The organism is Streptomyces sp. NPDC051913 (genome assembly GCF_044593635.1).
GTDB lineage: Bacteria > Actinomycetota > Actinomycetes > Streptomycetales > Streptomycetaceae > Streptomyces.
In genome coordinates this window covers 119,107-138,814 of record NZ_JBIUCI010000017.1, presented here as the reverse complement: position 1 = coordinate 138,814, position 19,708 = coordinate 119,107, and the positions used below count along the sequence as shown (strand labels likewise).

Annotated in this window: 17 protein-coding genes; 14 read left to right on the top strand and 3 right to left on the bottom strand. The window is 72.3% G+C overall.

Going from position 1 to position 19,708, the window contains the following annotated elements; translation table 11 throughout:
* Positions 1–49: 49 nt before the first annotated feature.
* The 8 genes from ACIHIX_RS37985 to ACIHIX_RS37950 all read left to right on the top strand — a co-directional run bounded on the left by ACIHIX_RS37985 (position 50) and on the right by ACIHIX_RS37950 (position 7,437).
* Positions 50–805, top strand: coding sequence for a CoA transferase subunit A (locus ACIHIX_RS37985; RefSeq protein WP_399964518.1), 756 nt, complete (start codon positions 50–52; stop codon positions 803–805).
* Entirely contained in the window at positions 805–1,452 is a 648-nt protein-coding gene (locus ACIHIX_RS37980; protein ID WP_399964516.1) for a CoA transferase subunit B, read from the top strand. Before ACIHIX_RS37985 ends, ACIHIX_RS37980 begins: the two co-directional genes overlap by 1 nt.
* Complete coding sequence (locus ACIHIX_RS37975) at positions 1,449–2,651, top strand: thiolase family protein (protein ID WP_399964514.1); 1,203 nt, start codon at positions 1,449–1,451, stop codon at positions 2,649–2,651. The genes ACIHIX_RS37980 and ACIHIX_RS37975 overlap by 4 nt, the downstream gene beginning before the upstream one ends.
* A 104-nt stretch (positions 2,652–2,755) precedes the next feature.
* Positions 2,756–3,529, top strand: a complete 774-nt coding sequence (gene pcaH / locus ACIHIX_RS37970) for a protocatechuate 3,4-dioxygenase subunit beta (protein WP_399964512.1) — start codon at positions 2,756–2,758, stop codon at positions 3,527–3,529.
* A 6-nt stretch (positions 3,530–3,535) separates the two neighbouring features.
* Positions 3,536–4,141: a protocatechuate 3,4-dioxygenase subunit alpha gene (gene pcaG / locus ACIHIX_RS37965; protein WP_399964510.1), complete on the top strand. Its 606-nt coding sequence runs from the start codon at positions 3,536–3,538 to the stop codon at positions 4,139–4,141.
* Positions 4,138–5,463, top strand: a complete 1,326-nt coding sequence (gene pcaB, locus ACIHIX_RS37960) for a 3-carboxy-cis,cis-muconate cycloisomerase (protein ID WP_399964508.1) — start codon at positions 4,138–4,140, stop codon at positions 5,461–5,463. Before pcaG ends, pcaB begins: the two co-directional genes overlap by 4 nt.
* Positions 5,460–6,581, top strand: coding sequence for a 3-oxoadipate enol-lactonase (gene pcaD, locus ACIHIX_RS37955; protein WP_399964506.1), 1,122 nt, complete (start codon positions 5,460–5,462; stop codon positions 6,579–6,581). Before pcaB ends, pcaD begins: the two co-directional genes overlap by 4 nt.
* A gap of 64 nt (positions 6,582–6,645) precedes the next feature.
* Positions 6,646–7,437, top strand: coding sequence for an SDR family NAD(P)-dependent oxidoreductase (locus tag ACIHIX_RS37950; protein WP_399964503.1), 792 nt, complete (start codon positions 6,646–6,648; stop codon positions 7,435–7,437).
* 78 nt (positions 7,438–7,515) lie between these two features.
* On the opposite strand, the gene ACIHIX_RS37945 is transcribed toward ACIHIX_RS37950, so the two are convergent.
* Positions 7,516–10,200 carry an ATP-binding protein gene (locus ACIHIX_RS37945; RefSeq protein WP_399964501.1) on the bottom strand — a complete coding sequence of 895 codons (2,685 nt, stop codon included), beginning with the start codon at positions 10,198–10,200 and terminating at the stop codon, positions 7,516–7,518.
* 190 nt (positions 10,201–10,390) lie between these two features.
* Between ACIHIX_RS37945 and ACIHIX_RS37940 the strand changes: the two genes are divergently transcribed.
* Genes ACIHIX_RS37940 through ACIHIX_RS37930 form a run of 3 tightly spaced genes read left to right on the top strand, consistent with a single transcriptional unit; the run spans position 10,391 to position 13,915 of the window.
* Positions 10,391–11,677 (top strand): MFS transporter, encoded by a 1,287-nt coding sequence (locus tag ACIHIX_RS37940; RefSeq protein ID WP_399964622.1) that lies wholly within the window; start codon positions 10,391–10,393, stop codon positions 11,675–11,677.
* 4 nt (positions 11,678–11,681) lie between these two features.
* Positions 11,682–12,836 (top strand): anhydro-N-acetylmuramic acid kinase, encoded by a 1,155-nt coding sequence (locus tag ACIHIX_RS37935; protein WP_399964499.1) that lies wholly within the window; start codon positions 11,682–11,684, stop codon positions 12,834–12,836.
* A 59-nt stretch (positions 12,837–12,895) separates the two neighbouring features.
* The gene (locus ACIHIX_RS37930) at positions 12,896–13,915 is read left to right on the top strand and encodes a DUF2510 domain-containing protein (RefSeq protein ID WP_399964497.1); all 1,020 of its coding nucleotides are present in this window, start codon (positions 12,896–12,898) and stop codon (positions 13,913–13,915) included.
* 180 nt (positions 13,916–14,095) lie between these two features.
* Here ACIHIX_RS37930 and ACIHIX_RS37925 read toward each other — a convergent pair whose 3' ends face one another.
* The gene (locus ACIHIX_RS37925; RefSeq protein WP_399964495.1) at positions 14,096–14,710 is read right to left on the bottom strand and encodes a TetR/AcrR family transcriptional regulator; all 615 of its coding nucleotides are present in this window, start codon (positions 14,708–14,710) and stop codon (positions 14,096–14,098) included.
* A 238-nt stretch (positions 14,711–14,948) separates the two neighbouring features.
* Here ACIHIX_RS37925 and ACIHIX_RS37920 point away from each other — a divergent pair, with 238 nt between their 5' ends.
* Positions 14,949–15,767 carry a phosphatase PAP2 family protein gene (locus ACIHIX_RS37920; RefSeq protein WP_399964493.1) on the top strand — a complete coding sequence of 273 codons (819 nt, stop codon included), beginning with the start codon at positions 14,949–14,951 and terminating at the stop codon, positions 15,765–15,767.
* A complete protein-coding gene (locus ACIHIX_RS37915) occupies positions 15,764–16,753 on the top strand; it encodes a hypothetical protein (RefSeq protein ID WP_399964491.1) in 990 nt (329 codons plus the stop codon). The genes ACIHIX_RS37920 and ACIHIX_RS37915 overlap by 4 nt, the downstream gene beginning before the upstream one ends.
* Positions 16,754–16,816: 63 nt before the next feature.
* On the opposite strand, the gene ACIHIX_RS37910 is transcribed toward ACIHIX_RS37915, so the two are convergent.
* Positions 16,817–18,871 (bottom strand): phosphocholine-specific phospholipase C, encoded by a 2,055-nt coding sequence (locus ACIHIX_RS37910; RefSeq protein ID WP_399964489.1) that lies wholly within the window; start codon positions 18,869–18,871, stop codon positions 16,817–16,819.
* 144 nt (positions 18,872–19,015) lie between these two features.
* Between ACIHIX_RS37910 and ACIHIX_RS37905 the strand changes: the two genes are divergently transcribed.
* The gene (locus tag ACIHIX_RS37905) at positions 19,016–19,441 is read left to right on the top strand and encodes a tautomerase enzyme (RefSeq protein ID WP_399964487.1); all 426 of its coding nucleotides are present in this window, start codon (positions 19,016–19,018) and stop codon (positions 19,439–19,441) included.
* The last annotated feature ends 267 nt before the right edge of the window (positions 19,442–19,708 follow it).

Sequence of the window (19,708 nt, the reverse complement as noted above, 5' to 3'; positions counted from 1 at the left end):
CACCGAAATACTCAGTGCCCTGATTAATCGGCGGGATGGAGCTTCACGCATGGACAAGGTGGTCGCCACAGCCGCCGAGGCGGTGGCCGATGTGCCGGACGGCGCGACACTCGCCGTCGGCGGCTTCGGACTGAGCGGGGTGCCCAACGTGCTGATCCAGGCGCTGCACGCGCGCGGGACCAGCGGCCTCGGCGTCGTCTCCAACAACTGCGGTGCCATGGAGTCCGGCCTGGCCGTCCTGCTGTCGGCGGGCCGCATCGCGCGCGTGACCGGTTCCTACATCGGGGCCAACAAGGAGTTCGCCCGGCAGTACCTGTCCGGCGAGCTGGAGGTCGAGATGATCCCGCAGGGCACGCTCGCCGAGCGGCTGCGGGCCGGCGGCGCCGGCATCCCCGCCTTCTACACCCCCGCCGGTGTCGGCACCCAGGTCGCCGAGGGCGGACTGCCGTGGCGGTACGACGGTGAGGGCGGCGTCGCGCTCGCCTCACCGCCGAAGGAGGTGCGTGAGTTCGACGGCACCGAGTACGTGCTGGAGCGGGGCATCCGCACCGACTTCGCGCTGGTACGGGCCGCGCGCGGCGACCGGCACGGGAATCTCGTCTTCAACAAGTCCTCCCGCAACTTCAACCCCCTCGCCGCGATGGCGGGACGGGTGACGATCGCGGAGGTCGAGGAGCTCGTCGAGCCCGGCGAGATCGATCCGGACGCGGTGCATCTGCCGGGGATCTTCGTGCAGCGGGTGGTGGCGCTGACACTGGAGCAGGCCGACGACAAGGGCATCGAGAAGCGGACGGTGAGCAACTGATGGCCTGGACACGCGAGCAGATGGCCGCGCGGGCGGCGCGCGAGCTTCAGGACGGGCAGTACGTCAATCTCGGCATCGGGCTGCCGACGCTCATCCCCAACTACCTGCCGCCCGGGGTCGAGGTGATCCTGGAGTCCGAGAACGGCATCCTGGGCACCGGCCCCTACCCCACCGAGGACCAGGTCGACCCCGACCTCATCAACGCCGGCAAGGAGACCGTCACGGTCCTGCCGGGCGCCTCCTTCTTCGACTCGGCGCTGTCCTTCTCGATGATCCGGGGCGGGCACATCGATGTCGCCGTGCTGGGCGCGATGCAGGTCTCCGCCGGCGGTGACCTCGCCAACTGGGCGATCCCCGGCAAGATGATCACCGGGATCGGCGGGGCGATGGACCTGGTCCACGGCGCCCGCACCGTCATCGTGGTCATGACCCACACCGCGAAGGACGGCTCGGCGAAGATCCTTCAGGAGTGCGCGCTGCCGCTCACCGGCAAGGCGTGCGTGAACCGGATCATCACCGACCTCGGCGTCCTCGACGTCACCGGGGACGGCCTCGTCCTGGTGGAGACCGCGCCCGAGGTGACCGTCGAGGAGATCGTCGCCAAGACCGCGGCGAAGGTCCGCGTCCCGGAGGAGATCCAGTCGTGAAGGACGTCTACATCGTCGACGCGGTCCGCACGCCGATCGGCCGCTACAACGGCGGCCTGTCCTCGGTACGGCCGGACGACCTGGCCGCGCACGCCATCCGTGAACTCGTCGCCCGCACCCCGGACCTGGACCCGTCCCGCATCGAGGACGTGTACTTCGGCAACGCCAACGGGGCGGGCGAGGAGAACCGCAACGTGGCCCGGATGGGCGCGCTGCTGGCGGGACTGCCGACGTCCGTCCCGGGCGTGACGGTCAACCGGCTCTGCGCGTCCGGCCTGGAGGCGGTGATCCAGGCGGCCCGTGCCATCGCGGTCGGGGACGCGTCCATCGCCGTGGCCGGCGGCGTGGAGTCGATGACCCGTGCGCCGTACGTGCTGCCGAAGAACGACCGGGCCTTCCCCGCCGGGCACACCGAGCTGTACTCGACCACGCTGGGCTGGCGCATGGTCAACCCGCAGATGGATCCGCAGTGGACGATCCCGCTGGGCGAGTCGGCCGAACTGATCGCCGACAAGCACAAGATCACGCGTGAGCAGCAGGACGAGTTCGCGCTGGCCTCGCACCGGAAGGCGGCCTCGGCGCAGGAACAGGGGCTGTTCGACATCGAGTTGGCGCCTGTCTCGATCCCGCAGCGCAAGGGCGATCCGGCGCTGTTCGGTGCGGATGAGTGCGTGCGGGCCGATGCGTCCCTCGCGGCGATGGCCAAGCTCCGGCCCTCCTTCCGCAAGGCCGGTGGCACGGTCACCGCGGGCAACGCCTCGCCGCTGAACGACGGGGCGGCGGCGCTGCTGCTGGTCGACGAGGAGGGGCTGCGGGCCACGGGGCGCGATCCGCTCGCCCGGATCTCCGCGACCGGCGTGAACGCCCTCGACCCGGACTACTTCGGACTGGCACCCGTGGAGGCGGTCACGCGTGCGCTGGCCAAGGCGGGCAAGGGATTCGGCGATCTCTCCGTCCTGGAGCTGAACGAGGCGTTCGCCGCGCAGGTGCTCGGCTGTGTCGCCGAGTGGCCCGCGTTCGATCCGGCGATCCTCAATCCGCAGGGCGGTGCTCTTGCTCTCGGGCATCCGCTCGGGGCTTCCGGGGCTCGGCTTGCCGGTACGGTGGCGCACCAACTCGCCCGACAGGGTAGTGGGGTTGGTGTCGCCACGTTGTGTATCGGTGTCGGGCAAGGGCTCGCACTCGTCCTGGAACGTTAGGTATCGATCGCGGCTGCGGGCCGGATGTGGCTGGTCGCGCAGTTCCCCGCGCCCCCAAGGGCGCGACCCCGACCCCGATTTCAAGAAACCCCAGGACGTTCCCCATGACTCTCACCCAGCACGACATCGACCAGGAGATCGCGGCCGAGCACGCCGCCTACGAGAAGCGGATCGCCGGTGGCGCCCCGGTCGAGCACCAGCCGCGCCGCGACTACGCCCCGTACCGCTCCTCGGTCCTGCGCCACCCCAAACAGCCGCCGGTCACCATCGACGTGTCCCAGGACCCGGAGCTGGTGGAGCTGCACTCCCCCGCCTTCGGGGAGCGGGACATCACCGAGATAGACAACGACCTCACCCGACAGCACAACGGCGAGCCGATCGGCGAGCGGATCACCGTCTCCGGGCGGCTCCTCGACCGTGACGGCCGTCCGATCCGCGGCCAGCTCATCGAGATCTGGCAGGCCAACTCGGCGGGCCGGTACGCCCATCAGCGCGAGCAGCACGACGCGCCGCTCGACCCGAACTTCACCGGCGTCGGCCGCACGCTGACGGACTCGGAGGGGCAGTACCACTTCACGACCGTCCAGCCGGGCCCGTACCCGTGGCGTCAGCACGTCAACGCCTGGCGCCCCGCCCACATCCACTTCTCGCTCTTCGGCACGGCGTTCACCCAGCGGCTGGTGACGCAGATGTACTTCCCGAGCGACCCGCTGTTCCCGTACGACCCGATCATCCAGTCGGTGACGGACGACGCGGCCCGGCAGCGGCTGGTGGCGACGTACGACCACAACCTGTCGGTGCCGGAGTTCTCCATGGGCTACCACTGGGACATCGTGCTCGACGGACCGCACGCCACCTGGATCGAAGAGGGACGCTGACCTGCCATGACGAAGATCGACACCAGCCGTCCGGAGACGGTCCTCCCGACCCCCTCGCACACGGTCGGCCCCTTCTACGGCCACGCCCTGCCCTTCCCCGGCGGCGAGGACATCGCGCCGGTCGGCCACCCGGACACGATCGTCGTGCACGGCTGCCTCTACGACGGTGAGGGCAACCCGCTGCCGGACGCGTTCGTCGAGTTGTGGGGTCCTGACCCCGACGGCAACATCCCGCAGGTCGACGGCTCGATGCGGCGCGACGGGGCCAGCGGTGGCTTCATGGGGCGCACGGGTGTGGAGTTCACCGGGTGGGGCCGCAGCCAGACCGACGCGAGTGGGCACTGGTCCGCGCGGACGCTGCGTCCGGGCGCGCGCGGACAGAGCGCGCCGTATCTCAGCGTGTGCGTGTTCGCGCGCGGGCTGCTCCTGCACCTCTACACGCGGATCTACTTCCCCGGTGACGAGGCCGCGCTCGCCGCGGACCCGCTGCTGAACCGGGTGGACCCCGCGCGGCGCGGCACGCTGATCGCGGCCGACGGCGGCAACGGAACGTACCGTTTCGACATCCGCCTTCAGGGCGAAGGCGAGACGGTCTTCCTGGAGTTCCAGTGACATCTGCCTCGGAGTCGGACGCCGGCCTGCTCGCCCCCGGGTGGGCCGACTCCCCCGCCGCGGCCGCGACGAGCGACGCCGCGTATCTGCGCGCGCTGCTCGACGCGGAGGCCGCGCTCACCCGTGCCCAGGCGGCCCTGGGCCTGGCCCCGGACGAGGCCGCCACGGCGGTCACCTCGGCCGCCCGGTCCGGGGAGCTCGACGCCCGGGACATCGCCGTACGCGCGCGTGCGGGCGGCAACCCGGTGATCCCGCTGGTCGCCGACCTGACGAAGGCGGTCGGCGGGGAGTACGGCCCCTATGTCCACCGGGGCGCGACCAGCCAGGACATCCTGGACACGGCGACGATGCTGGTGGCCGTGCGCGCCCTCGACCTGGTCCGTGCCGATCTCGCGCGGACGGAGGCGGCGCTGGCCGGGCTGGCCGCCGAGCACCGGGACACCGCGATGCCGGGTCGCACGCTGACCCAGCACGCGGTGCCGACGACGTTCGGGCTGAAGGCGGCCGGATGGCGGTCGCTGGTGCTGGACGCCCGGGACCGGGTGACATCCGTGCGCGACTCCCTGCCCGCCCAACTCGGCGGCGCCGCAGGCACGTTGGCCGCCTTCACTGCGTACGGCGCGACGGACCCGACCGCGCTGCCGACGGCGTACGCGCGCGAACTCGGCCTCAAGGCGCCCGATCTGCCCTGGCACACCCTGCGCACCCCGATCGCTGATCTCGCCGGCTGCCTGGCCTTCGCGGCCGGGGCACTGGGAAAGATCGCCACGGATGTGCTGAGCCTGGCCCGCACCGAGATCGCCGAGGTGGCGGAGGGCAGCGGCGGCGGTTCGTCGGCGATGCCGCACAAGGCGAATCCCGTACGGTCCACGCTGATCGCCGCTGCCGCCCGGCGGGCGCCTCTGCTCGCCGCGACGCTGTACGGGTCCTTGGCCCCCGAGGACGAGCGGCCGGCCGGTGCCTGGCACGCCGAATGGGAGCCGCTGCGCGACCTGCTCCGGCTCGTCGGCGGAGCGGCCCGCGATGCCGCCGAACTCACCGAGGGTCTGCGGGTGAACGCCGACGCCATGCGGCAACACCTCGACCTCACCCACGGGTTGATCGTCTCCGAGCGCCTGTCCGCCGAACTGGCCCCGATCCTGGGGCGGGCCCGCGCCAAGGAACTGCTGACCCAGCTCGCGCGCCGCACCTACACCGAGGGCCGCTCTCTCCAGGAACTCCTCGCGGAGGAAACGGAGTTGAAGGAAGCCGTGGACCTCGACCCCACCCACTACACCGGCGCCGCCGGTACCCTCACCGACCGCGCCCTGGAGCGACGTTGACCGCCACCCTCCTCAACCACCGCACCGAGGGCCCCCTTTCGGCCGCCCCGCTGCTGCTGGGCCCGTCGCTCGGCACGTCATCCGCCCTCTGGGGCAAGGTCGCGCCGGAACTGTCCATCACCCACCGGGTCGTCCGCTGGGACCTGCCCGGACACGGCGGCAGCCCGGCCGACCTGATCGGCCCCGGCGCCACCGTCGCCGACCTCGCCGACCTGGTGCTCACGCTCGCCGACTCGCTCGGCATCGAGCGTTTCGCCTACGCGGGGGTGTCGTTGGGCGGCGCGGTCGGCCTGCACCTGGCCGTCCACCACCCCGAGCGGATCTCGGCACTGGCCGTGGTCTGCTCCTCGGCCCACTTCAACGGGGCCAAGCCCTGGGAGGAGCGGGCGGCACGGGTGCGCGCCGAGGGCCTGGACTGGCTCGTGGAGAGCGCGGACACGCGCTGGTTCACCCCGGGCTTCACCGAGCCCCGGCTGGTCCGGGACCAGGGGGACACCGATCCCGGGGCGTACGCCGCCTGCTGCGACGCGCTCGCCGCCTTCGACCTGCGGGACCGGCTGGCGGAGATCACCGCACCGACCCTGCTGGTCGCCGGCCGCGAGGACCGGGCGACCCCGCCCGCGCATCTGCGGGAGATCGCCGACGCGGTGCCGGGCGCCGGGCTCGTGGAGATCCCGGGCGCGGCGCACCTGGCTCCCGCCGAACGCCCGGAGGCCGTGCTGACGGCCCTGCGCGCACATTTCGACGGCGGCGCCAGGCGGGGCATGCAGGTACGGCGCGAGGTCCTCGGCGACGCCCACGTGGACCGGGCACAGGCCCGGCAGACCCCCTTCACCGCCCGCTACCAGGACTTCATCTCGCGCTACGCCTGGGGCGAGATCTGGACCGACCCGACGCTCAGCCGCCGCGAGCGCAGCATGATCACGCTGACGGCGCTGGTCGCGCACGGCCACTACGAGGAGCTGGCCATGCATGTGCGGGCGGCCCGGCGCAACGGTCTGACGCCGGAGGAGATCGGCGCCGTACTGCTCCAGACGGCCGTGTACTGCGGGGTTCCGGCGGCGAACTCGGCGTTCGCGGCGGCACAGCGGGTGCTGGCGGAGGACGGGGAAGCCTGACCCTGACGGTCCTACCCCCAGCAGCATCTGCCACCTGCCTCCGCCGTGTGCCTACGGTGGAGGCATGTCGACTGTTCTGATCACCGGCGCCACCTCCGGTCTCGGCCGGTACGTCGCCTTCGAGCTGGTCCGCTCCGGGCACGTCGTCCTCGCCCACGGCCGCGATCCGGGCCGTACCGAGAGCCTGGTCGAGGAACTCCGCGCGCAGGGCGACGCCGAGGCGTTCGTCGCCGACCTCGCCTCCCTGGCGCAGGTGCGCGAGCTGGGCGCGCAGGTAGCCGACGCCCATCCCGACCTGGACGTGCTGATCAACAACGCGGGCGTGGGCGCCGGTTCACCGGGCGCGGCCCGCGAACTCAGCGCCGACGGCCATGAACTGCGCTTCGCCGTGAACTACTTGGCGCCGGTGGCCCTGACCCGAGCCCTCCTGCCGACGCTCCGCGCGAACGCCCCGGCCCGGATCGTCAACGTCGGCTCGGTGGGCCAGGACCCCGTCGACTTCGACGACATCGAGTTCCGCCGCGGCTACGACGGCTTCGCGGCCTACCGTCGCGCCAAGTTCGCCCTGGCGGCCCATACGTTCACCCTGGCCGAGGAGTTGACGGGCACGGGCATCGCGGTGAACGTCCTGCACCCGGCCACGTTCATGGACACGGCGATGGTCCGGGAGGGAGGGGTCGCCCCTTGGAGCACGGTGGCGGACGGAGCACCGGGCGTACTGGCCCTGGCCACCCAGGACTTGGGCACGGGCGGCTACTTCGACGGCACGCAAAGGGCAAGGTCCCACGAGGAAACGTACGACGGCGAGGTACAGGAACGATTGGCGACGATCACTGATCAACTCCTCGCGCTGTAACGCCCCCAGGGGCGCGGGGAACTGCGCGACCAGCCGCAGACGGCCCGCACTCACCCGACCACTCGCGGCCCCGAGCTCTCACCGCAGCCCCCGACCCGTCTCCAACACATCCCGCGCCTGCGCCACCAGCCCATCCGCCCCACAGGACCGAGCCAGCGCCAGCCCCCGCTGGATCTCCGCCACCGACCGCGCGGCGATCCCGTACTCCACCCGCGCGGCCGCGTGCTCGTACTGGCAGGGCGACGCTTCCAGATACGTCACCGCCTGCGACAGCAACCGCACCGCCCGCTGCCCCGTCTCCAGCGCGGCAGCGCACCGCAGCGCCTCACCGATCGCGGTGTCCGTACCGAACCGCTCGGCCCGGCGCCGCGCGTCCGTGGCGAGCTGGGCGGCGCGCGCCGGGTCCTGGGTGGACAGCGCGCGGGCGAGGTCGAGCGCCCAGGGGACCATGACCGGGTTGTGGTGTCCGCGGGCCGTCGCCGCCTTCTCCGCCGCCTCCAGTTCGTTGATGCCGTCCTGGGTACGGCCGACGGCCAGCAGCAACCGGCCCCGCACCGAGCGCGGGTCGGGCAGCACGATGGTCGAGGGATAGGGCGGGGCGAAGCCGTACTGCTCGGCTATCTCCCAGGCCTCCTCGACATGCCCGCGCGCGAGCAGCGTGTCGACGAGGTTGCAGGTGGCCGACCAGTACAGCGGCAGCCCGCGGGCGACCCGGTCGGCGATGCGCAGGGACTCGCGCAGCGCGTCCTCGGCCTCCCTGAGACGGCCGCGCCTGCGGTGGTTGAAGCCGAGGAAGGCGTGGGCCAGCGCGAGGTGGCCGCCGCTCCAACCCGAGGACTCGTAGGTGCGCAGCGCGTCGGTGAACATGCTCTCGGCGCGGTCGAGCCGGTCGGTGTACGTGTAGGAGCTGGCCAGCATCATGAGAATCTCCAGGCCCCACTCGGTGTCGGTCCAGCCGAGTCCGGGGGCCAGGCGGCCGTTGACGAGGGCGCGGTCGCTGAGTTCGACGACGACCTCGGCGTTCTCCCCGTGGGTCATGGCGTCGAAGCCGCGCAGGATGAGCAGGGCGCGCTCGGAGTTGTCCCGCCCGGTGCAGGTGGAGGCGAGTTCGGCGAGCCGTTCGGAGCGGCCCGGTGAGCTGGCCTCGCCCGCGTGGATGCCCTCCCACATGTACTGCACGGCCTGGAGGCGGAGTTGGGCGGGACCGGGTGCGTGCCGGGCGGCCTCCGCCTCGACCGTGCGGACCGCGTCCTCCAGCTGGTCGTTGTGGATCAGGGCCTGGGAGAGCCGGAAGACGGCGTCGACGCGCTCGGCTCCGTCGAGGCCGGGCATGGCGAGCGCGGACTGGAGATGGTCGACGGTGGTGGCGGGTGCGGTCAGGAGGATGGCGCAGCCCAGTTCGTAGAGCACGCGGGCGTGGGACTCCTGCCGGGGCGGTTCCAGCAGCGCCCGTTCCAGACAGCGGCGGGCCGCGTCGGGGGCGCCGACGGCGAGGTGTTCGCGGGCGGCCTCGCGGAGCTGCTCGACGAGTTCCTCGTCGTCGTCCGGGTGGACCTGGAGCAGGTGCCGGGAGGCCATCGCCGCGCCGAGCCCGGAGTCGGTGACGACGCGGGCGGCGATGCCGTGCATCGCGGTGCACAGGGCGGGCGGGATGGAGTTGTAGACGGCGCTGGCGATGAGCGGGTGGACGAACTCCAGGTCGCCGCCGTCGGCCGGGGCCGTGGCGGGGTCGGGCCCGGTCAGGATGCGGGCGCTGCGCAGGAGTTCGGCGCAGCGGACGGCGTCCTCGTCGCTCATGGTGGCGAGTTTGGCGACGAGGCCGACGGAGATGCCGGTGCCGAGGATGGCGGCCGCCCAGGCGAACCGGGTGGCCTCGATGCCGAGTCCTTCGAGGCGGGCGACGAGGCCGCCGCCGCGGGCGGAGCGGTTGAGGGCGCGCAGCTCGGGCGCCTGGGCCTCGACCGGTTCGAGTTCGCTGTCCTGGACCTTGGCGAGGAGTTCGACCGTCTCGTACGGGTTGCCGCCGGTGACGGCCCACACCTCGCGGCAGAACGGGGCATCGGCGTGTCCGCCCAGGGTGGCGCGGGTGAGGCCGGCGGTCGCCTCCGGGGTCAGGGCGCTGAGGGTGGCGACCGGGGCGTCCGCGGCGGCGGCGATGGCGTCGAGATGGCGGGCGCTCTCGCCGCTCACCTCGCCGGGGCGGCGGGCCACCAGGACCAGGACGGACAGGTCGTCGAGGCGCTCGACGAACGCGGCGAGCCAGCGCAGGGTCTCCTGGTCGGCCCAGTGGGCGTCGTCGATGACGAGCACGAGCGGCCAGTCGCGGCGGGCGAGTCGGCGTACGGCGGCCACCAGGCCGTCGCACACGCCCTGCGGGTCGGCCTGGACCGCGCCGGGCTCGGTCAGTCCGAGGGCGGGGCCGGCGATGTCGTACCAGTCGCCGAGGTACTCGCGCGCCTCCTCCGGCATCAGGGACACCAGGGCGGGCTGGAGGAGCTGGCGCAGCACGTTGAAGGGGACGGACCTGAGGGTCTCGCCGCCGCGGGCCGACCAGACGACGCAGCCGCGCGCTTCCGCCCTGCGCCGGGTCTCGGCCAGCAGCGCGGTCTTGCCGAGTCCGGCCTCGCCGCGGAACACCAGCACGCTGCCCGACGACGAGCTGTCGGCGCGCAGCGTGTCGATCGCCTGCTCGACGGCGGCGACCTCCTCGTCGCGCTCCCACAGGAAGGCCGAGGCGGCCTGGGTGGGCCGTGCCTCCGTCATCCCGTTACCTCCCCAAGTCGCCCGAACGACGTACAGACCTCGAGCGTAGCCGTCCGATTGCCTATGTGGAGGGCGGTCCGGGCAGCTGTTGCCTCGACGGGTGACAGCGGGTGCGCGCGGGCGACGCGCCCGGCCCGTGACCTGCGCCGCGCACTTGTTGACTGTCAGTCAAAAACCGGAGGAGGAGCCCATTCTTCAAGATCGGAAAGAAGACCGCGCGACCGGCGAAGGCGCCGGTCGCTCCCGCCGCGCCCTCGTCGCCGGGTCGGTCGGCAACTTCCTGGAGTGGTACGAGTTCGGTGTCTACGGCTACTTCGCCACGATCATCGCGGCGCGCTTCTTCACCCCGGAGGGCGGCGGCGAGGTCGAGGCACTGGTCAGGACGTACGCGTCGTTCGCGCTGGCGTTCTTCTTCCGGCCGGTCGGAGCGGCCCTGTTCGGGCTGCTCGGGGACCGGATCGGTCGACGGCCCGTGCTGATCCTGGTGATCGCGCTGATGACCGGTGCGACCGCTCTGATCGGTGCGCTGCCGACGTACGACCAGGTCGGCGCGCTCGCTCCCTGGCTGCTCACCTTTCTGAGGGTGATTCAGGGGCTGTCGGCGGGAGGGGAGTTCGGCGGGGCGGTGTCGGTGATGACGGAGTTCGCGCCGCCGGGCCGCCGGGGGTTGTACGGGTCGTGGCAGTCGTTCACGGTGGCGCTCGGGCTGTTGGGCGGCGCGGGGGCTGCGGCGCTGCTCGCGACCGTGCTGACGGAGGCGCAACTGGGCGACTGGGGCTGGCGGTTGCCGTTTGTGCTGACGCTGCCGATGGGGTTGGGGGCGCTGTGGCTGCGGTTGCGGCTGGACGAGACCCCGGCCTTCGAGGAGGAGCGGTCACCGGTGCGACCGCCTCCGCGGGAGCTCGCCGGGGCGATCGCGCTCGGCGCGGGGCGCGTCATGGGCTGGGCCGCGGCCGGTTACACCTTCCTCGTCGTGCTGCCGTCCTACCTCCAGAGCACCCTGCACGCGAGCTTCCGGCAGGCGCTGCTCGCCACCGTGCTGGCCAATCTGGGTTTCGCGGCGAGCATCGTCCCGGCGGGGCTGCTGAGCGACCGGGTGGGGCGGCGGCCGGTGATGCTGACGGGGGCGGTGCTGGTGGTGGTGCTCGCGGTGCCGCTGCTCAACCTCCTGCAGGATGAGGGAACTTCGAACGCCGTGAAGGGCGTCGCGGTGTGCGGTGCGGGTGCCGTGGTGGGTCTGATGGCGGGGCCGGGGCCGGCGATGCTGGCGGAGCTGTTCCCGACGAACGTGCGCTGCACGGGGCTGGGACTCGCCTACGCGCTGTCCAATGCGGTGTTCTCCGGGTGCGCGGGCCTCATCATCACCAAGACCGTGGAGCGGACCGGGAACGTGGACATCCCGGCGTACTACGCGGCGGCGACCTGCGCGGTGAGCGCGTTGGCGCTGGCCAAGTCACCAGGCAGAAAGGGGAGTTGAGCGGATGCGGGTCATCGGACTGATGTCCGGCACGTCGTACGACGCCATCGACGCGGGGGCGGCCGACCTGAGGCTCGTCGACGACAGCCTCGTACTCGAACCGCTGGGGATGGTGAGCGAGCCGTACGACGACGACCTGCGCGAGGCGCTCGGGGCCGCCCTGCCGCCGGGGCGGACGTCGATGGCCGAGGTGTGCCGGCTCGACACCCTCATCGGGCGGGCCTTCGCCGCGGCGGCCGTCCGGGCCGGGCGTGAACTGTGCGACGGACGAGCCGAGTTGGTCGCCTCGCACGGGCAGACCGTGTATCACTGGGCCGAAGCGGGCCGGGTGCACGGCACGCTTCAGCTCGGGCAGCCCGCCTGGATCGCGGAGGCGACGGGACTGGCCGTCGTCTCCGACTTCCGGCCGCGTGACATCGCCGTCGGCGGGCAGGGCGCGCCGCTGGTCGGTCTGGTCGACCTCTTGTGGCTGAACGGCCGGCCGGGCACACCGGTCGCGCTGAACCTCGGCGGCATCGCCAACCTCACCGCGCCCGACGGAACGGCCTTCGACACCGGGCCGGGGTGCGCGCTGATCGACGCGGCGGCCCGGGGGTTCAGCGGCGGACGCCTGGCGTACGACGCCGACGGGGCGCTGGCCGCGCGGGGCAGGGTGCACGGGGCGCTGCTCTCCCGGCTGCTCGCGGAGCCGTACTACGCGCTGAAGCCGCCCAAGACGACCGGGAAGGAGCTGTTCCACCTCGGGCACCTCCAGGACGCCCTGGCCGGGTTCGGGACGCTGCCCGCCGAGGACGTCGTCGCCACCCTGACGATGCTCACGGCCCGGACGGTCGCCGACGCCGTACGGACGCTCGACGCGACGGAGGTGATCGCCTCGGGCGGCGGGACGCGCAACCCGACGCTGATGCGGATGCTCGGCGCCCAGCTGCCCGGTCTCGCCCTGCGCGCCTCCGGCGAACTGGGGCTGCCGTCGGACGCGAAGGAGGCGTACGCCTTCGCCGTTCTCGGGTTCCTGACCGTGCACGGTCTGCCCGGCACGGTGCCGCGGAGCACGGGTGCCCGGCACGCGCGCGTGCTCGGTTCGGTGACTCCGGGACGGGACGGACTGCGCCTGCCGCCGCCCGCGCGGGTACGTCCTGTACGACTCGTCCTGAACTGACCGGAATTCCGTACCGGCCCTCTCATACGCCTTTCACCGACGCCTCATACGGTGGGGGCATGACGCAGGTGACTCCTCCCGGTTGGTATCCCGATCCCGGGCAGACAAGTGACGGTCCCGCCACCGAGCGCTGGTGGGACGGCAAGGCATGGACTGACCAGATCCGCCCCGCGGGGTCGGCCGCCGCATGGGGTCCTCCGGCGCAGACCGCCGACGCGGGGCCGTACCCGGCGTACCCCGCGTATCCGGGTCAGCCGCCGGCCGGTGGGCGACGGGGGCTGCGGACGGGCATAGCCGTCGCGGTCGCCGTCGCGGTCCTCGCCAGCATCGGCGTGGGCGTGTGGGCGCTGACCAGTGACGACGACGGGGGCGGCAACACCGCCAACTCCCAGCAGCAGCCGGGCGGCACCGGTGGCCCCGGCGGCGGCCAGGGCGGTCCCGGTGGCCAGGACGGCGGCCAGGGCGGTCCCGGCGGCAACGGCGGTTCGGGCGGATCCGGTGGGTCCGAAGGCGCCTCGCCGTCGCCGCAGGGGTCCGAGGCGCCGAAGATCGAGAGCGGTTCGGTGTCCGACTCGATCAGCGGGATCAGCATCCCGATCCCGGACGGCTGGTACGGCCAGGAGATCCAGGTCGGCGCATCGGTCACGTCCAACGACTCCTACCAGTGCCCAGGTGAGACGTCGAAGACGTGCACGAAGGGCGGCGCCTACTCCGCGCCGGCCGCCGCGTTCGGCCACCAGGACAAGTCGGCCGAGGCGGTCGCCAAGGCCGACATCAAGGCCAACGCCGACGAGTCCTACGGCGGCAAGACCTACGGCGCGATCACCTCCCACGACGTGCTCGCCTCCAAGGCGGTGACCGTCGCCGGGCAGAAGGGCTATCTGGTCCGCTGGAAGGCGGTGACGAGCAAGGGCGCCGACGGCTACGTCGAGTCCCTGGCCTTCCCCTCCCCCTCCAACGCGCAGCAGATCGTCGTCGTGCGCTTCGGTGTCGACGTCGGCGAGAAGCAGTCGGTGATCGACGAGATCACCAAGGGGATCAAGGTGTCGACGGGCGGCGGCAGCGGCACGGACGTGTAAGCACGCCCGCCGGACAGCAGTCGGCCGGGTGGGGCGCCTCTCCGCTCAAGAGGAACCCCACCCGGCCGGGGGGTGCGCGCCGCCCCCGTCCCCACGGTGCGGCGCGAGCAGGTCACCGTCCAGTCATCCCACGGACGGCGGCCTGGGTCTTCACGTCTCAGGTCTTCACGTCTCAGGTCTTCACGTCAGGCCCAGCGCCGGCAGCACCACGGCGTCGACGAAACGGACCAGATAGTCGGGGTCGGCGTACTCCCCGTCCACTACGGGCCGCGCGCGGATCACCCCGAACAGCTGGGCCGGGATGTACTCCAGCGCGGGCTGGTCGGCGGCGATCTCACCGCGCTCGACCCCCCGCTGGAGGATCTCCTTCAGCGCGGCGATCTCCGGATGGACGAGCGCCTCACGCAGGGCCATCGCCAGTTCCTCGTCCTGTGTGACGGCGTGCCCGAGCGCCTGGAGCAGCTTGGTGTCCCGCATCGACCACCGGCCCGCCGCCCGCGCGACCTCGCGCAGGTCGTTCGCGAGCGTTCCGCTGTCGATGCCCTCGAACTTCGACACCCGGCGCGAGCGCAGCGCGGCCACCACGAACTGGGGCTTGGTCTTCCACTGCCGGTAGAGCGTGGACTTGCTGCACCGGGTGCTGGCGGCCACCCCTTCCATGGTCACGGCCTCATAGCCGCACTCCCTGATCTGCTCGAGGACGGCGTCGAAGAACTCCTGCTCACGCTCGCGCGAGATCTTGGAGCGGCGCGAGGCGGCGACCGTGTCCGGTCCGTCCGCGGCCTGCGACGTCATCGGCTCTTCTCCTCGTTTCTAGTGCGGCTCAAGCTGCCGCGGCCAAGGTGTTGAGGGGCTGCGTTCCAGTGTGGCGTACGTCTATCGATACTCGAGTGTACCGGTACTGGACCGTATCGGTACACTGGCGTATCGGTACGCACCCGTATCGCTGAGTCTGGTGCGGAGCGCGATGAGTTCCCCGCGCTCCGGACGTCACCAGTTCAGCCCGCACCACCGTCAGCGAAGGGGCCGGGGGATGAATGCCCGCACCGAGCCTGCAGAAGGAGAGACCGACGCGATAGCGCGGCCTCCGCTCGTCCGTGAGCTCCTGCTCGTCGCAGGGCTCTTCCTCGTCTACAAGTTCGGTCGCCAGCTGGCGACCGGCCACACCGGCGAGGCCTTCGGCAACGCGCACCGCGTGTGGGACCTGGAACGAGCCGTCCACCTGCCCGGCGAGGGCTCCGTGCAGAACCTGCTGCTGCACGGCGACACCCTCGTGCACCTCGCCAACACCTACTACGCGACGGTCCACTTCCCGGCCACCGCGGCCTTCCTGATCTGGCTCTATCTGCGCCGGCCCACGCACTACGTCTGGGCCCGCCGGATCCTCGCCGCCGTCACCGCCGCCGCCCTGGTGGTCCATCTCACGTTCCCGCTGGCCCCGCCCCGCATGCTGGCCGCGACGGGCCTGGTGGACACCGCGAAGGTGTACGGACCCTCGGTCTACGGCCCGCCCCGGACCGACCACCTCTCGAACCAGTTCGCGGCGATGCCCTCCCTGCACTTCGGCTGGGCCCTGATGGTGGCGATCGGTCTGATCGTGGCGACCAGGTCGCGCTGGCGCTGGCTGTGGCTGCTGCACCCGCTGCTGACCCTGACGGTGATCGTCGGCACCGCGAACCACTACTGGCTCGACGCGATCGTGGCCGCCGCCATGCTGGGCATCGCGCTCGCGGTCATCCGCCTCCCGCGCCGGCCCGAGCACACCGGGACCACCGCGGGGCGCGCCCAGGAGCGCCCGGCCCCCGCCGACGCGCACGCCGAGAAGAACGTCCTGGTCGGAGCGGGCCGATGAGCGCCACCGTCCTCGCCGTCGTCCTCTCGCTCTTCTCCGCCGTCGCCTACGCGGCCGCGGCGGTCGCCCAGGAGCGGCTGGCCTCCCGCGACCCGGGCTCGGGCATGGTGCGGATGCTCACCTCGGGCGCCTGGTGGGGGTCCGTGGTCCTGAACGCCTCCGCCGCGCTGCTGCACGTGGTGGCCCTCAAGTACGGCCCGCTCACCGTGGTCCAGCCGCTGGGCGCGCTCACCCTGGTCGCCGCCGTCCCGATGGGCGCGCGCGTGGCCGGGCGCCGGGTCAGCGCCACGGAGTGGCGGGGCACGGCGTACACGCTCATCGGTCTGGCCGCGATCCTCGTCACGGCCTCCGGGGCCGCCCCCGAGAACGTCCTCAGCACACCCGAGGCGCTCGCGGTGGCCGGTGTCACGGCCGCGCTGATCGGTCTGCTGGCCCGCCGCGGCACCCGCCCCGGGCTGCGGCACGCGACCGGGTCGGGGTTCGCCTCCGGGGTCGCCTCGGCCCTCACCCAGACGGTGACGGTGGCGGCGACCGACCGCTCGGAGTCGCTGCTGAGCGTGCAGGTGATCGGCGTGGCCCTGCTGGTCGCGGCGTTCGCGGCGGGCGGTCTGCTGCTGTCCCAGGTGGCCTACCGGGGCGGTCTCGGCGCCCCGCTCGCGGTGGTGACCCTGGCGAACCCGCTGGCCGCCGCGGTGATCGGTCTGTCCCTGCTCGGCGAACGCCTCCAGGGCGGCGCCGCGGGCGTCCTGCTGGCGCTGTCCGGAGCGGGCGTGGCGGCCTGGGGCGTGGTGCTGCTGAGCCGGGTGACGCCGCAGCCGGCGGTCGCGCCCAGCAAGGTCGTCGCGTCCGGTGGACCCGCCACCGAGGACCCGGTGGCGGCCCATCCCGTGGCCGCCGTACTCGCTCTGGAGTCCGCGAAGGCGGCGGCCGAGCAGGGGCTGGTGCCCCGGCAGCCCAAGCAACCGGGGCACCTCACATCACTGTGAGCCGAGCCGCCGCGAACCGGCCGCGGCGCGAGGGAGCCGGGCGCCGGTCCGCCCGGCTCCGCGCTACTCGGCGATGATCGCCGGGTCGCTCACCCCGGCCCGGCCGTTCTCGACATGCCCGGCGAATCCGCGCAGGAACGCCGGGTCCGCGTCCGACGTGACGGTCAGGTCGTACCAGCGCCGGCTCGCCGTGAGGCCGATCGTGCGCCTGACGGTGGCGCCGGGCCGCACGGTCACCGAGGTCGCGGCACCGCCGTACCCGTTGACGATCTTCAGCCGTACGCTGCCGGTCCCCTGGTTGGTGAGAGTCAGCTCGACGTCGTCGCCGCAGTGCCGCGCGGTGACCTCGGGTCCGGCCTTCTTGTTGCCGCCCTTGAAGGCCCGCACGAACCCGTTCGGGCCGTGCACGGTCAGGTCGTACGAGCCGTTCGAGTACGCCGAGTTCCAGGTGTCGGCGACGGACTTGCCGGCCTCGGTGGTGTAGGTCCAGGGTCCGTCGGCGCGGTTGCCGGACGTGACCAGGAAGCCCGCGCCCGCCCGGGCGCCGGAGGCGAACGTCAGGGTGAACTTTCCGGTCGCCGCGTCGACCGAGCCGTCCACGCGCGGGGCGTACTTCAGCGGGCGGGCGGGGCGCAGTCCGCGCTCCTGCTTCGGCAGCACCGGGTGGGCGGGCGGGGTGGGCACGTAGTCCGGGTGCCGCTCGCGGTCCGGCGGCTCGTAACCGGCGGTGTCGGGCAGGGTGACCGGCCTGACGTCCGTGCGGGAGAAGTCGAAGGCCGCGGTGAGGTCGCCGCAGACCGCCCGGCGCCAGGGCGAGATGTTCGGCTCGTGCACCCCGAAGCGGCGCTCCATGAACCGGATGATCGAGGTGTGGTCGAGGGTCTCGGAACAGACGTAACCGCCCTTGCTCCAGGGCGAGACGACGAGCATCGGCACCCGCTGGCCGAGTCCGTAGGGGCCGGCGACATGGGCGCTGTCGCCCTTGAAGAGGTCCAGGGCCGGATCGACCGTGGACCTGCCCTGCGCGGCGGAGGCGGGCGGGAACGCCGGGACGACGTGGTCGAAGAAGCCGTCGTTCTCGTCGTACGTGATGAACAGCGCCGTCTTCGCCCACACCTCCGGCACCGAGGTGAGCGCGTCGAGAACCTGCGCTATGTACCAGGCACCGTAATTGGCGGGCCAGTTGGGGTGCTCGGTGAAGGCCTCGGGGGCGACGACCCACGAGATCTCGGGCAGCTTCCCGCCCTTGACGTCGGCGCGCAACTGGTCGAAGTAGCCCTCGCCCTTGGTGTAGTCGGTGCCGGTGCGGGCCTTGTCGTAGAGCGGGCTGCCGGGCTGGGCGTCGCGGTACTGGTTGAAGTACAGCAGCGAGTTGTCGCCGTAGTTGCCCCGGTAGGCGTCGGGGATCCAGCCCCATGAACCGGCGGCGTCGAGGCCGTCGCCGACGTCCTGGTAGATCTTCCAGGAGACGCCCGCCCGCTCCAGACGTTCGGGGTACGTCGTCCAGCCGTAGCCGACCTCGTCGTTGCCGAGGACGGGGCCGCCGCCCTGGCCGTCGTTGCCGGTGTAACCCGTCCACATGTAGTAGCGGTTGGGGTCGGTCGAGCCGATGAACGAGCAGTGGTAGGCGTCGCAGACGGTGAAGGAGTCGGCGAGCGCGTAGTGGAACGGGATGTCCTCGCGCGTCAGGTAGGCCATGGTCGTGGAGCCCTTGGAGGGCACCCACTTGTCGTACTTGCCGTTGTCGAAGGCCGCGTGGCCGTCGTTCCAGCCGTGCGGGAGGTCCTGGACGAACGCCAGGCCCAGGTCGTCGTGGTCCGGGTGGAACGGCAGGATCTCCTTGCCGCCGCTGTCCTTCTGGTGCCAGACCGACCGGCCGTCCGCCTGCTTGACGGGTCGCGGGTCCCCGAAGCCGCGGACACCGCGCAGTGTGCCGAAGTAGTGGTCGAAGGAACGGTTCTCCTGCATGAGGACGACGATGTGCTCGACGTCCTCGATCGATCCCGTGCGGTGGTTCGCCGGGAGTGCGGCGGCGCGCTGGATGCTGTTGGACAGCGCGGTGAACGCCGTGGTGGCGCCCGCGAGTTGGAGGAAACTGCGCCGATTGACTTCGGGCATGGGTGGGATCTGCCTCTCATCCAGGGGTGCGGATGGCCGGAACGTGGCGGAAGGTGCGCGCAGCGAGTGTTCCAAGAGCACCAAACGTCAGGGAAGGGTGCGGTGACACCCATGTGAAAGTCGCCGGTACGCGAGGTGTCAGCCGTGACCGTGATCACCGTGCACGCGCCCAAGGGACGTCTGACCCTGGAACAGCGCCGGAGGCCGGCGGAGCCGCTGACGGACGCGGTACCGGTCCCCGAGGTCGGTCGGTTCGCGCCGCCCGCGCGCGCCGGGTTCCAGGTGCACTTCGTGGAGCGCGAGCCGGACATGACGGCCATCGGCGGCAGACTGCCGGCGGACGCCGGCCCGGGGCTCGACGTCATGGTGATCGACGTGACGGTGATGGACGGGGACTGGCGCGCGTGCGGGCTGCCAGAGCCCTGGCCGGCCTGGTGGGTGACCTTCCGGGTGGTCGTCGAGGGCAGTTGGGGGTCGAGCGGCGGGGTGCTGTCGATCCCGTCCCTGCTGGAGAGCGGGGTGTTCACCGAGGAGAAGGCGAAGGCGATCCGAGCGGCGATCGAGACCTGATCAGCCGCCAACGGCAGACACGCCACGGGCGGCCACCGCGTGCCCACCCGACGACAGGCACGGCGTCGCCGATCGACGCCACATCACCCCACGGCCGCCACAACACCGACGTCAGGCGCTCGCCCAGCCAGCGGCAGACACGCCGTCCGCGACCGACGCCTGACCACCCGACGACAGACACGGCGTCCGCGACCGACGCCTGACCACCCGGCGGCAGACACGGCGTCCGCGACCGACGCCACATCACCCCACCGCGGCCACAACACC

Excerpts from the sequence above, each read along its gene's own strand:
- ACIHIX_RS37980 (WP_399964516.1), top strand. The coding sequence starts at position 805 with ATGGCCTGGACACGCGAGCAGATGGCCGCGCGGGCGGCGCGCGAGCTT.
- ACIHIX_RS37935 (WP_399964499.1), top strand. The coding sequence starts at position 11,682 with ATGCGGGTCATCGGACTGATGTCCGGCACGTCGTACGACGCCATCGAC.
- pcaH (WP_399964512.1), top strand. The coding sequence starts at position 2,756 with ATGACTCTCACCCAGCACGACATCGACCAGGAGATCGCGGCCGAGCAC.
- ACIHIX_RS37915 (WP_399964491.1), top strand. The coding sequence starts at position 15,764 with ATGAGCGCCACCGTCCTCGCCGTCGTCCTCTCGCTCTTCTCCGCCGTC.
- ACIHIX_RS37930 (WP_399964497.1), top strand. The coding sequence starts at position 12,896 with ATGACGCAGGTGACTCCTCCCGGTTGGTATCCCGATCCCGGGCAGACA.
- ACIHIX_RS37920 (WP_399964493.1), top strand. The coding sequence starts at position 14,949 with ATGAATGCCCGCACCGAGCCTGCAGAAGGAGAGACCGACGCGATAGCG.
- ACIHIX_RS37985 (WP_399964518.1), top strand. The coding sequence starts at position 50 with ATGGACAAGGTGGTCGCCACAGCCGCCGAGGCGGTGGCCGATGTGCCG.
- ACIHIX_RS37910 (WP_399964489.1), bottom strand. The coding sequence starts at position 18,871 with ATGCCCGAAGTCAATCGGCGCAGTTTCCTCCAACTCGCGGGCGCCACC.
- pcaG (WP_399964510.1), top strand. The coding sequence starts at position 3,536 with ATGACGAAGATCGACACCAGCCGTCCGGAGACGGTCCTCCCGACCCCC.
- ACIHIX_RS37925 (WP_399964495.1), bottom strand. The coding sequence starts at position 14,710 with ATGACGTCGCAGGCCGCGGACGGACCGGACACGGTCGCCGCCTCGCGC.
- ACIHIX_RS37950 (WP_399964503.1), top strand. The coding sequence starts at position 6,646 with ATGTCGACTGTTCTGATCACCGGCGCCACCTCCGGTCTCGGCCGGTAC.
- ACIHIX_RS37945 (WP_399964501.1), bottom strand. The coding sequence starts at position 10,200 with ATGACGGAGGCACGGCCCACCCAGGCCGCCTCGGCCTTCCTGTGGGAG.